Annotated in this window: 14 protein-coding genes and 1 rRNA gene; 6 read left to right on the plus strand and 9 right to left on the minus strand. The window is 41.9% G+C overall.

Going from position 1 to position 12,581, the window contains the following annotated elements; all coding sequences use genetic code 11:
* Positions 1-91 precede the first annotated feature (91 nt).
* From sepS to CP947_RS02135, 3 genes are read left to right on the plus strand one after another with little or no spacing between them, the layout of a single operon-like run.
* The gene (gene sepS, locus CP947_RS02125; protein ID WP_096711591.1) at positions 92-1,711 is read left to right on the plus strand and encodes an O-phosphoserine--tRNA ligase; all 1,620 of its coding nucleotides are present in this window, start codon (positions 92-94) and stop codon (positions 1,709-1,711) included.
* 50 nt (positions 1,712-1,761) lie between these two features.
* Positions 1,762-2,379, plus strand: a complete 618-nt coding sequence (locus CP947_RS02130) for an endonuclease V (RefSeq protein WP_096711592.1) — start codon at positions 1,762-1,764, stop codon at positions 2,377-2,379.
* Positions 2,380-2,383: 4 nt separating this feature from the next.
* Entirely contained in the window at positions 2,384-2,998 is a 615-nt protein-coding gene (locus CP947_RS02135) for a DUF169 domain-containing protein (protein WP_241645712.1), read from the plus strand.
* Here CP947_RS02135 and CP947_RS02140 read toward each other — a convergent pair whose 3' ends face one another.
* From CP947_RS02140 to CP947_RS02150, 4 genes are all read right to left on the minus strand, one after another.
* Positions 2,999-3,388 (minus strand): DUF473 domain-containing protein, encoded by a 390-nt coding sequence (locus tag CP947_RS02140; protein WP_096711593.1) that lies wholly within the window; start codon positions 3,386-3,388, stop codon positions 2,999-3,001.
* 5 nt (positions 3,389-3,393) lie between these two features.
* Positions 3,394-4,137: a proteasome assembly chaperone family protein gene (locus tag CP947_RS02145; protein WP_164908980.1), complete on the minus strand. Its 744-nt coding sequence runs from the start codon at positions 4,135-4,137 to the stop codon at positions 3,394-3,396.
* Positions 4,138-4,238: 101 nt separating this feature from the next.
* Positions 4,239-4,379 (minus strand): hypothetical protein, encoded by a 141-nt coding sequence (locus tag CP947_RS10470; protein ID WP_157769641.1) that lies wholly within the window; start codon positions 4,377-4,379, stop codon positions 4,239-4,241.
* Between the two features lie 27 nt (positions 4,380-4,406).
* Positions 4,407-5,243, minus strand: coding sequence for a F420-dependent methylenetetrahydromethanopterin dehydrogenase (locus tag CP947_RS02150; protein WP_096711595.1), 837 nt, complete (start codon positions 5,241-5,243; stop codon positions 4,407-4,409).
* A gap of 172 nt (positions 5,244-5,415) precedes the next feature.
* Between CP947_RS02150 and serB the strand changes: the two genes are divergently transcribed.
* Both serB and CP947_RS02160 read left to right on the plus strand, forming a co-directional pair.
* Positions 5,416-6,099: a phosphoserine phosphatase SerB gene (gene serB / locus CP947_RS02155; protein WP_096711596.1), complete on the plus strand. Its 684-nt coding sequence runs from the start codon at positions 5,416-5,418 to the stop codon at positions 6,097-6,099.
* Positions 6,100-6,177: 78 nt separating this feature from the next.
* Positions 6,178-7,032: a coiled-coil protein gene (locus CP947_RS02160; protein WP_096711597.1), complete on the plus strand. Its 855-nt coding sequence runs from the start codon at positions 6,178-6,180 to the stop codon at positions 7,030-7,032.
* Between the two features lie 38 nt (positions 7,033-7,070).
* On the opposite strand, the gene CP947_RS02165 is transcribed toward CP947_RS02160, so the two are convergent.
* From CP947_RS02165 to tgtA, 4 genes are read right to left on the minus strand one after another with little or no spacing between them, the layout of a single operon-like run.
* Positions 7,071-8,210, minus strand: coding sequence for a radical SAM/SPASM domain-containing protein (locus tag CP947_RS02165; protein ID WP_241645708.1), 1,140 nt, complete (start codon positions 8,208-8,210; stop codon positions 7,071-7,073).
* An 11-nt stretch (positions 8,211-8,221) separates the two neighbouring features.
* Positions 8,222-9,379 (minus strand): NAD(P)-binding domain-containing protein, encoded by a 1,158-nt coding sequence (locus CP947_RS02170; protein WP_096711599.1) that lies wholly within the window; start codon positions 9,377-9,379, stop codon positions 8,222-8,224.
* A 6-nt stretch (positions 9,380-9,385) separates the two neighbouring features.
* Positions 9,386-10,327, minus strand: coding sequence for a UbiA prenyltransferase family protein (locus CP947_RS02175; protein ID WP_096711600.1), 942 nt, complete (start codon positions 10,325-10,327; stop codon positions 9,386-9,388).
* 48 nt (positions 10,328-10,375) lie between these two features.
* On the minus strand, positions 10,376-11,851 hold the full coding sequence (tgtA, locus tag CP947_RS02180) for a tRNA guanosine(15) transglycosylase TgtA (RefSeq protein WP_096711601.1): 1,476 nt from the start codon (positions 11,849-11,851) through the stop codon (positions 10,376-10,378).
* Between the two features lie 41 nt (positions 11,852-11,892).
* Between tgtA and CP947_RS02185 the strand changes: the two genes are divergently transcribed.
* Positions 11,893-12,306 carry an ArsR/SmtB family transcription factor gene (locus tag CP947_RS02185; RefSeq protein ID WP_241645706.1) on the plus strand — a complete coding sequence of 138 codons (414 nt, stop codon included), beginning with the start codon at positions 11,893-11,895 and terminating at the stop codon, positions 12,304-12,306.
* Positions 12,307-12,497: 191 nt separating this feature from the next.
* On the opposite strand, the gene rrf is transcribed toward CP947_RS02185, so the two are convergent.
* Positions 12,498-12,581 (minus strand): 5S ribosomal RNA (rrf, locus tag CP947_RS02190); the annotation flags it as partial.

A 12,581-nucleotide genomic window follows, 5' to 3' on the forward strand; every position in this document is an offset into this window, starting at 1 on the left:
AGGAGATCTGACACACGCATTACAGCAATATAAATTCCAGAAATTAATGACGAATTCTCAGGAAATAAAGCAAATTTAAAAGGGAACTCATATGAAATTCGATCCTGATAAAATAAGAGAAGATGCCAGCGAAGATTTTGACAGGGCCTGGAACGATAGCGCAAAATATATCAAAAAACCCCTGTTCAATGAGCGCTATCCTATAACATCAATCAACTATGGTAAACCCCATCCTGTTTATGATACTATTGCTAAACTCAGGGAAGCCTACCTTCGCATGGGTTTTGAGGAGATGATGAATCCCATTATTGTTGATGAACAGGAAGTGCACAAACAATTCGGCCATGAAGCACTGGCCGTACTTGACAGATGTTTCTACCTGGCAGGACTTCCCCGACCAAATGCCGGCATATCCGATGAGCGTATCTCTAAAATAAAAGAAATGCTGGGAGATCTTTCCACAGAAGATATTGATATAATACGAAAGGTCCTGCACGCCTATAAGAAAGGAGAGATCGAAGGCGATGATCTTGTCCCCGAAATGGCCGCAAAACTGGACGTGTCAGATTCCCTCATAGTCGAAGTAATAGATCAGGTGTTCCCGGAATTTAAGGAACTGACACCCAAAGCAGGCAAACGTACCCTGCGCAGCCATATGACCTCCGGCTGGTTTATCAGCCTTTCAGAGATTCTCAAGCGCCGTGAACCACCATTCAATTTGTTCTCCATCGACAGGTGTTTCCGTCGGGAACAACAGGAAGATGCTGCCAGGCTTATGACCTATTATTCAGCATCCTGTGTTATCATGGACGAGGATGTGACCGTAGATCACGGCAAAGCTGTTGCCCAGGCCCTGTTGTCTCAGTTTGGTTTTGAGAAATTCCAGTTCAGGCCCGATGAAAAACGCAGTAAATATTACAGTCCGGATACCCAGATAGAGGTATTTGCATACCACCCAAAACTTGTAGATTCCAATACCAAATATTCGGATGGATGGGTAGAAATTGCTACTTTTGGAATATATTCCCCGATACCTCTTTCAAAATATGATATACCCTATCCTGTGATGAATCTGGGCCTTGGAGTTGAAAGGCTTGCCATGATCATCCATGAGGCCACTGACCTGCGGGGCATGAGCTATCCACAGATGGAATTGTACTCTGAATGGGAGATGTCCGACAGCGAACTTGCCAGACATGTCGAAATTGACATGATACCTAAAACACCCCAGGGCAGGGAAATATTCGAAGCCATTGTTAAACAGTGTGAGGCCCATGCATCCGAACCCAGCCCCTGCCAGTTCCCTGCATGGGAAGGAGAAATTGAAGGGCACAATGTAAAGGTTTCAGTTATTGAACCAGAAGAAGACACTAAACTCTGTGGCCCGGCTGCTTTTAATGAGATTGTAATTTACAATAACGATATCCTGGGATTGCCAAATAATAAAAAATGGAAAAAAGCATTTTCCAATCATTCAGCAAGGACTGGTGTCAGGTTTATTGAAGCACTGGCAGCAAAGGCCGCAACAGAGGTCGAAGATGCTGTTGCAAAAGGCGATACTGAAATTGAGACACGTGCACGAATAATAAAGACACCTGCAGAAATCAACATTAAACTCTCCCCCCTTGCCCAGCGTTACGTGACCGGCAAAAACAAGAAAATAGACATACGGGGACCTGTGTTTACCACGATAAAGACAGAAATTTCATGAAAAAACTGCCAGATTCCGCTCTATAGTGGTTCAGAAATCTTCAGGAAGAAATAGGCAGACAGGTTGTCACCATTGATGGGTTTGAAAATATCAAACTTATTGGGGGTACTGACTGTACCTATTTCAAAGACCTTGTAATATGCTGTATTGTCGTACTAAAATATCCCACAATGGAATTTGTCGAAAGGACAGTTCATATTGGAAAGATAAGTTTTCCTTATATATCGGGATTTTTTTCATTTCGTGAGGGGGAAGGGACAATAAGAGCCTACCAGAAGCTCAACCACAAACCCGATCTGCTTATGATCAATGCCTGTGGTATCACCCATCCTGCAAACGCCGGGTTTACCTCTCATATTGGAGTGGTCCTGGATAAGCCTACAATCGGGATTACAAAAAGAATTTTTTGTGGCAGAGCAAAAATGCCACAAAAAGAAAAAGAAGCCCAGCCATTGTATCATGAAGGAACACAAAAAGGTTGGCTCCTTAAAGTATTGCCCGAAACAAAACCAATCGTAATTACAGTCGGACATCTGACATCTACCAGGAGTTGCCTGGATATCACAAAAAAGTGCTTGAGAGGAAACAAAATGCCTGAACCATTAAGGATTGCTCATCGATGTGCAGGAGAAGAGAAAAAGAAAAGGGGTAAACGCGGTGGTACATGAGTGGATGAAAAGCATAAAGGGCATCATGGATGAAGGAAGTCCGGTTTGTATTACTTTCCAGGACAGTACGAGAGGGGACGTATCGGAGAAACTTTTCTGCGAAATTATTACCGATGCAAGATATGGAAAACAATCCTTGATTACAGCACAACGATGCAGAGTCGGCAAATTCATACTTGGTAAAAGCAATGAACCCCCGGCTGAATATTATTTTAATACAGGTAGATACGCATCATACGAAATCGCAGAAAATGCGGTCCTTTCCCTCAGCCGGCTGGAAAAGGAATACGGGACTTTGAAAATCGAACCTCTTTCAAAAAACAGCACAAAATTTGATCTTTGTATTTTGTACCTGAAACCGGAAAAAGCAATGCGAATAATCCAGGCGATGGCCTATTATAATGGAGCTCCGGCAGACATTCAAACAATCGGCGCAGCTTCTGTATGCAGTGATTGTGTAGCAGGGACCCTGAATAAAGGAATTGGTCTGTCTTTTGGCTGCAAAGGATCCAGAAAACACAGCAAGTATAGCAGCGAAGAAGTACCTATCGGAATACGCTATGACATGCTGGAAAAAGTAGAAAAGGCATTGGGAATAATCCCGAATACCTTTGATTGATCAACGGGCATCATAGAAGGACATTTCTTCGGCATCAACAAGGGTAATCTGCCCTATCTGATTGGAGAGCACTTTCCTCACCCTTGCCATACATCTAGATTGCAGCTGGATACGTATCATGGTCATTTCCCTTTCCTCGTAAAAATTATCCGTACCGTTGATTATACGATGCGTAGAAACCTGATGCTGCATTAGTTTTACAATAATACCCTTTGTGCCTGCAGTCAAATCCTGTGTACTTGTGGAAGTAAGGAAAATATTATCTCCTACGTGCAGATTCAGTGCCGTGAAAAAATTATGAGGACTTCTGATCTCAATCGTCCTTAGCCCATGGTTCTTAAGATCTGTAACTACATCATGAGAGATTCCGGTTAAAGCAACATATTCCATTTAGATCACCCATACATAGGGAACTCTTTCCTGGTGGAAGAAGGCTGTTCCGTGCTCCGCACATCTTCTGCAAGTTTCTGCATCTCAGCTTCAATCTTCTCAGCCTGCTCGATGAGACTTTCCGTATCTATTGAGTAATCGCAGAAGTCATTTAGTATCTTTATTACAGCTGCAGCGGCCCTTGGATCCGGATTCTGGGTTTGTGTAGCTCCCAGAAGACTGATGGCAGGAAGTTTACGCATAAAGCATTCCGCCATAATACTGCCGGATATACCCGATATTGTACCCATCTGGAATATTTCCACTTTTTCTTTTATGCGTTCCAGCATTTCCTCAGTCGTAGCAGCACCGAATACAACGGGTTCTTCACTCATGGTAGCAATACCGGCAATTGAAATGATTTCCTTTACATTTACCGACTCAGCCCAATCAAGAAGGGCCTTACTTACATCATAGGAAATAGAAGGATTGATGGGGATATCCGACACAACCATTATAAGATTGAGAGCCGGATTTTCATATATCCTGACAGGCATGTTGATTATCCCTTCATAGAGCACTGCTATGGGAGGGAAATAACGGGATTCTATGGAACCTATATATTCCATATTGAGTTCTTCAATTATTTGCTGACTTGCAATATTACCCACAAGCCCGATACCCGGGAACCCTTCTATTAAAATAGGCTCTTCGGATTTTACCTTTTCTGTGATAATATGTACATCACTTTTGTAATCTGTTTCCGACAAAAAACCACCTGCGTTTAGAAATCTAATATAAACTATACCAACTAGCATAGTATATGTTCATACTGATAAATAAGTCCTGCCCGAAATGAAACATATAAAAATTATAATTTCTTTTCTTTCAGGTTTATATCTTCATCCTGCTGGTGTGACATCAATATTGCAGATTTTAAGAAAAAGGCCGTTAAAAGCACTGCCAGTGCAAAGAAAAGTAGTGCAATAATAACAATTGTCAGTGGATCCATTTCTTAAAAATAAAAAAGAAAGTGAGTTTACACTTTCTGTGGTTTCTCATAAAGTTTTATTTTCTGAAGCTGGGCACCTTTCTTGGAATGAGGCTGCCTGAACACAGAATCATTGGCTTTCTCAATTTCCCTGGCTTCAATTGCAAGCTGTGCGGCTGCACGCATGAGTTCATGGCCTGCTGCTGCAGTGAGAGCAACATCTTCAATCTCTTTAAGGATAAAGCAGGCTGGCATGTTTACTTCTGCGACTTTGCTTGCCATGTGGAGGGCTGCAAGACCCTTTGCTTTAGCGTAAGGGTTATTGAAACCGGCACGTTCAATGCATTTCTGTGGTTTTGCAAGAATGTGTGGAAGTTCAAGGTCTGCACCGGATTTGCCTTCATCGACCTGAGCAGTTACCGCATCAAGTTCTTCCTGGAGAAGCCTGACCACACCACAAGTGGAAAGGACTTTCATTGCATCAGAGTTAAAGGAGGCCATTTCGACAGCATCTAAGAACTCTGTCTTGGCACCGATAAGAGGATCAACAGTCATTATAATGTAACCGAAACCTGCATCCTCAAGAGCCTGTCTGTCATCTTTCTTGGTAGGTCCGTCAGAGACGACAATACATGGATAATCGTTCCATAACTCACGGGCAGATTTGGGACCCGGTGCACTTGCGTTGGGGCTGATCATTACAACAAAGTCAGGCTCCCATGCCTTCAATTCATCAGTAGAAGCTGCTGTTTCCTTGTCCATTTTGGGACCAGTACCAAACACGCGGGTGCTGATACCTTCCCTGGCTGCAATTTCATCCTGTACAAGGTCAATGACCTGGCTCATACCCAGGTTACCCAATTTGATAAATCCTACTTTTACCATATAATCACAGAGGGAAAATAACTACGTAGCATATATTATTTTTGGATTTACACATAACAGTACTAAATTGTTAAACAAGAGAGGGAATAGCAGATATTATTATCCGAAAAAGTTAAAAGCAATGTAACTAATCTACAGCCATATTTCCTACATACCTCTATTATTATCTCAAATGATCAGGTTTGATGAAGTGACTTTAGCCAGCAATTCTAACAGAAATTTTTCTAAACTGATTGTTTTTGATATGGACAGCACCCTAATAGATGCTGAGTGTATCGATGAGCTTGCACTTGCTGCAGGAGTGGCAGACAAAGTTGCACAGATTACAGATCGCACAATGAGAGGAGAACTTGACTACCATCTGGCTCTTCTGGAAAGAGTGAAACTCCTTAAAGGTCTGGAAATTACAAAGGCAAAGGACGCGGTTGAAAAGATCGAACTAATGCCTGGTGCAAAAGAACTCCTTGAGCATGTACAATCACTTGGATACAAAACTGCAATGTTATCCGGAGGATTTACTCTTTCCTCTGACAGGGTTGCAAAATTACTCAACATCGATTACGTATATGCCAACACTCTAGAGGTGAAAAATGGATATCTGACAGGTGTAGTGTCTGGCCCTATGACACAAAACCTTTCAAAAGAAGTTGCCTTTGAAGAAATTGCCAGAAAGAATGGCTTCCTACCCGAAGATTGTATCGTGGTAGGAGATGGGGCAAATGATGTCTGTATATTTAAGAGAGCAGGTTATTCGATTGCATTCAATCCAAAACCAATTCTCCATCAACATGCAGATGTCATAATTTCAAAGAAGGATCTTAGGGCATTAATTTCCGTGATTGATTCACTACAATAAAGTGGGTCCTGAAGTATCGTGCATTAGAAATGCATGAAATGCCAGCTACATTTGCTGGACCGGGAGGATAAATCGAATATGCAAAAAGAACTGAAAGACAAAAGGAAAGATCTGAGGGACGCCTCTGAAGAACACAAGAATAAACGTAATGAACTTAATGCACAGGCAAGTACACTTGCATCTAAACGCAATGAGCTCAACAAAAAGACCAAGGATCTTATCAACGAAGCACAGGAATACAAAAAACTTCGTGATGAAAACAACGAAAAAGTCCAGGAATTCAAGGGGCTTCGTGATAAGACCAATGAAAAGGCAAATGAACTTTTTGGAAAAGTTGATGAGCTCAGAAGTGCCAATAATCTTACGGGACCATCCCTGAAAGAGATTCGCAAGGATATCGACAGGCTGGAATTCTCACAGCAGACCGAAGTGCTTACACCATCAAAAGAAAAAGAACTGGTCAACAAGATATCCGAACTCCGGAAACTTTATGATACAAAGAAAAAGCAAATTGAAAGTAATACTGAGCTAAACGATCTGCTTACGGAAGCACAGGAAATCAGGGAAGAGGCTTCCGGCTACCATACAACCCTTTCTGAATATGCTCAGAAAGCTCAGGAATATCATGACAAGATGATTACCACTTTCAAAGAAGCGGATAAGATACGCGCGGAATCCGATACTGCACATAAAGAGTTTGTACAAATCCAGGAAAAAGCAGATGAACAGCACAAGGCTTTCATTGCAGCTCAGAAGGAAATCCGGGATATTGACAAAGAACTTCGCAAACTCAAGAAGAAAGATGGTGGCAGGAAAGGCGCAGACATGGAAGAAGTCCGTAAGGATGCCGAGGATATATTTGATAAGTTCAAATCCGGCGAGAAACTTACTACAGAAAACCTCATGACTCTCCAGAAGTCCGGTCTTCTATAAGAATGGAAATAATTATCCGGGGAAACCCTGATTATATTTCATATATATTTAAGGACATATTGATTTCTGTAATTATCATCCCGCATAAGACATGTTTTTGCTTTATAGACAGGATCTTTCCGGATTCTATCCCATATTTTATTTATTTTTTCTTCATGTATGTTACCCACCGAAATTGGTATGCATGCACATGGACTGACATTTCCTTCAGGGGTTATATGCAACCATTTTTTACCCGCAAAGCATCCCATTTTGCGCAATACATGAGGAACCGAAAATATACGGGGTCCACTCATATTGTTTGAACGCTCAATAAAATCATTGAATTTTTGCATGTCCCCGGATGAGAGAAGGTCATCCTTATGATCAAACCATCGACCCGTGGGTACGATCTCAAAAAAGGTGATCTCATGTACACTCATGTCCTTTGCAAGCTGGTAGAAATCGTCCAGCTCATCGATATTAGAAGGAGAAATTACGACATAGATATTTACCAGTAATCCGACATCAAGGGCATTCTCTATAGCAGACATAGCAGCCCTGTAAACACCTGTCCTGCCACGCATCCTGTCATGATTTGCTTCGAATGCACTGTCCAGACTGACACTGAGCATATTCAGGCCTGCTTCTTTTAATGCCAGGGCTTTTGCAAAATCCAGACCTACACCGGAAGTAAACAGACCGCTTATTGCCTTCTCATTATCAACATAGTTAATGAGATCTTCAAGTCCTTCATATAACAGAGGTTCGCCCCCATCAAAAATAATTAAAGTTGAACCCATTTCCAGACACTGGTCAATAGCATTTTTTACAATCTCGGGTGAAAGAGATGCCCTGTTATTTGTATTAGGCAACGCACAATGCAGACACCTGTTGGGACATTCCTCGGTGATGGAAATTGTCACCTGTTCAGGAACCATTTTCCCCCTCATATACCCCATCTGGCTGGAAACCAACCTGTCAAAAGCCTTTCCTGGGATAGGGGGCATCCAGGTGGAGAACACAAGAGACTCACCATTTACAAGGGCCGGTTTGGAACCATCGAACATATCCATCATATCTGATAGCAGCGGTTTCACTGCTTTTGATGCAAGACCTGAGGTATGCATATTGACACGTCCGTTTTCAACAGTAGCATAAACCTTGAAGAAGGGATTTCTATAAAAATCGTATTTCATGTTACCACACATCACCTGTTTCTCAGGAATGCACTAAATCCAAGAAGCGATGACGGTTTCTTTTTTAGCATGAAAAGAGAGACCTGTAATGCTTTTTGAAGAGATGAACCCTGGAGGAAAGATAGGTCCTCCTGTTTGAAAACTTCCATCATACTGTTTATCTCACTATCATCCATTTTGCGAAGAGTTTCAAGCGCCATTCTACCCAAATAATATTCGGTCCTGTATTCCTTTGCCCACCTATGTGAATAACGGGACAGGAAACGAGCAGAGGTATTCCCCTCCTGTATACTTTCAGCAGCAACTTTTCCACACATTTTGCCTCCGTGTATGGAATAGCCAATGCCCGATTGTCCGGATGCACCTCCTGTAAGCATAATACCATCAGCAACCATCTGGTTGGGAATAGTAGCGATAGGGTCCCCTCCGGTTTTCACTTCACCTATGCTTAAATTTGACAAACCCTTCATCCGCTTGAATTTATCCACCCACCTATCAAAAAAGGAAGATACATCCCTGCCATGCCTTCTTACATAGACACCCAGGGTTGCCCTGTCGCCTCCACAGGGAGAATAAGTTGATTTCCATCCGGGAGCCACGCTTCCCACGAAATATTCAAACATGTCCGGCTCACCAATCCCCTCACCTTCTACCTCTGTCTCCATAGCCCAAGCTATATCATCCGGATGTTTCATTGCAGAAAGGCCACAAAGAGAAGCGAGTTTAGAATTGATTCCATCTGAGATTATTACAAGTTTAGAATCGAAGGTGCCCTGCGAAGTACTCACAGAAACCCCTTCATCATTTTTCAATACATTATATGCTTCAACTGATGTCGCAATATCAACACCTGAACCCCTGGTTTTCTGTATGTAATACCGGTCAAATGCAGGGCGGTCCAGAAAATAAGCGGGACTTTCGACTCCCACATAGGATCCGGAAGGGGCTACAATATTGGCCCCTCTTAAATTTTTGAGGACATAGGAACTATCCACAGTTTCACCGGCCCTGTCAAACATTCCTTTAAAAAAAGTGTTAGCAGGATGTGTGTTTTCACCCAATACGTCTTGTTTGTCCATTAAAAGGACATCCAAACCCTGCTCAGACGCTACTCTGGAAGCAGCTAAACCGGCAGGGGAAGCACCGACCACAATGACATCAGCATCCATTATAAATCACCATAGAATATTCACATAACCCTCAGAAACTATAGACAGAATTACATCAATTATCAGGGAACCAAACATTACGCCCCTGTAGCGAGAACCCTGAAGGAAAAGCATTCCTCCTCTTTCGGGCAGAGGATTTTTGATGAAATCAAGGGACTGGATAATCATCCACATCCCCGCAAGAATTGCCCCTGTGAAGAAAATAGGACCAAGTTGTGCCGTCCAACCTATTATGAGGGAAGAAATTACACCTATAATCCAACAGGCAGTCACCAATTTAGATGTCGCAGGTACACCAAATACTACAGGGAATGTAGGCGCACCTTTAGCCCGATCACCTTCCACATCCCTGGAGACACCGGAAAGAGTAAATCCCCAATCGGTAACACACATCATAATACCCAGGAAAATCCCGGGAAGGGGAAGAATGGAAGTGTCCGCACCCTTTAGAATTCCCGCAGGATCAAAAGCAAGCCAGATACCAATCGGTACAAGCCCGTATGCAATACCCACTGGTACAAAGCTTAAGTAGGTAGATCTTTTAGCAAATTTTGAATATATGCTTATAGTACTAACTGCTATCACAAGTACCACAAAAGACTCGGGATTCAGATACAAGGCAGCTATTGATGCAATAACTACAAGGACAAAGGCATATTTGAGCCCCTGTTCCTGCGTGAGAGTAGAAGATGCGATGGGCCTTCCGGGCAGGTTAATCTTATCTATATCAATATCACAACAGTCATTGAACACATAAGAACTTGTTATCGCAGCATAACCACCAATAATTGCAATAATGAAAGGTAAAACCGAAGGTAGACCTCCGGCGTATATATATGATGCAAGCAATGCACTTGCTGCCGGCAGGGCAAGATCCATATCAGCTATTTCAGGCCTGAGTAGTTCCAGATAGGGGTTGCGGGACTTTGATCCAGTTGTAGATACCAAGTAAATCACCCGGGATTAGATTCAAATCCGTGATTTCTGTCAGTTTAGTTAAAGATTTTCATTGGGCATTTCATCTAAAGGAATGGCATTCTTCTTGAGATCTTCATAGAGTGGATGAACAGTGTACTGTTTTGGGAGATTCAAATAAAATAATCCATTCCTGTTTTTACTAATAAGTCCTATTACGTTTTGTAACGCCACACCTATTGCACCTGGATCCATTTCATCAGGGATTTCCGCATTGAAAGGATATACTTCAGAGAGTTCAACGGGATATGCTCCAAATGGAGGCTTGAAATTCAGGACATGATCATAAGTTGCTTCGTCTTTCACAGATTTTGAGCGTATAAGAATTTTACCATCCAGATTAAAGCGGCCAAGTCTTTCTTTAAATCGTGCAACTTCCGGTCTTTTTGAGGATTCGGGCCCGGTATAAAAGAAAGTGGATTTGGAAAACGGATCAAGTCTTTCAAGCCAGGGACTGTAATTGTACAATCTTTTAAGAGCTGACAGCATTGAGGGATGGCTCCTGCACCGCTGTTCCACAAGTTCTAACAAGTTACCTTCCCTTATGGCCTGCTTGATGTTGCGAATTTCTGCAAAGGTCACATACAGATTGTGTCTTGCCAGTAATTCTGTGGAGTTGAAAGCAGATTTAATTTCCGATGCAGTATGAGCAGAACACACCGGACAATTACATGGAAGATACTGAAGATCTTTAAGATGAGATGTTCCGGTAACAGTTATATAGCGTCCTGCTTTTGCATAAAGGGCATAAGCTGCTGAATCAAATAAGTCACATCCCATTGCTACAGCAAGAGCAAACATCATTGGATGACCGGCACCAAATAGATGGACCGGTTTCACAGGATCAAGACCCTTTTTGGAAGAAATAACAACATCAACCAGATCCGCATAACGATAGGATTCCATGAGAGGAACCACAGCTCCGATAGGATATACATCAAAGGCATGTTTTGAAAGGGTTTTCGCACTGTGGGCCCTGAGATCCAGATAAGTGGAGCCCTGTACAGGACCCGCCAAAAGCATATTATCTGTTACAATTTCCTTGGCTGCAATCACTCTTTCAAGAGTAGTTTCAAGTTCGCCTTCTGCCCTTTTGTAAGAGACATCAGGAGGGGTTGGAATGTCAAGGGGGACTGCAATATCAGAACCAATGTTTTTTTGGAACTTTATAATCTGTTCGTTTGTTACTTCAACATCCCCATAAACGGATAGTTGAAAAGAACCTGAATCTGTCATAATGGGACCATCAAAATCCAGAAGATGATGCAGGCCTTTTTCCAGTGCGACGTTCCTGAGTTTGTCCTTGCGAGAAATGATATATGAATTTGTAATAAGTATTTGTGCACCAAACTGATGCATTTCAGAAGAGGGTATTGTGTTTATGTTGGGATTGATAACTGGCATAACCGTTGGTGTTTCAACAACACCATGTGGTGTATGCAGTCTACCAATACGGCCAGCTGCGTCTTTTTGCAGTATTTCGAATACAGCGGTCATGGGAGCAATAGATACCGGTGATAGTATATATGTGTATTTGAATGGTAATGGAAAATGTGAAAAGGAGAAAGACAATATATCCAAGTTCAGTCTTTATTATAGCAGGTGAAAAAATGATTATTCCCGAACCCATAAAATGCGAAATAGAACATAAAGGAGGAGTGGACAACCTTTATAAAAAAATGCCTCCTGAAGATGAATTCAAAAGATGGAGTGAGATTCACCATGCATTATCATCCCCACTCAGATTGAAGATACTATATATGGTAGCCAGGCAACCTCTCTGTGTATGCATAATAAAGCATATTCTGAAAGTACCTGATTCAAAGTTATCGTACCACCTTTCAATATTAAGTGGAAGTGGTATTATTAAAGGAACCAGAGAAGGAAATTGGATAATATATAGTGCTACAGAAGAAGGCAAGCAGATGATTGAAGGAATATCAGGGAAATAAACCATTATTCCTTTATTGAATTCATTCGATCTATCTAAATCCTCTTCCTCTAATCTTCCCTTCAGCATCAGGCTGTAATAAAATTGGAGATTTGGTATTGATTTATCTAGCGAGTTGATAGTAGGAGGAAAGATATTGCAGATAGCATAATTAAGAAAAAATATAGAGAATTAGTAAAAGTCAATAAGTTGAGTCAGCAGCGATGCATAGTTCCCAAAGGCTCTCGCACTTTAGTACAGTATACAACGCTGGCAGGCTTATCTTCTGTGTTCGGG

The organism is Methanohalophilus euhalobius, from assembly GCF_900215215.1.
GTDB classification, from domain to species: Archaea; Halobacteriota; Methanosarcinia; order Methanosarcinales; family Methanosarcinaceae; genus Methanohalophilus; species Methanohalophilus euhalobius.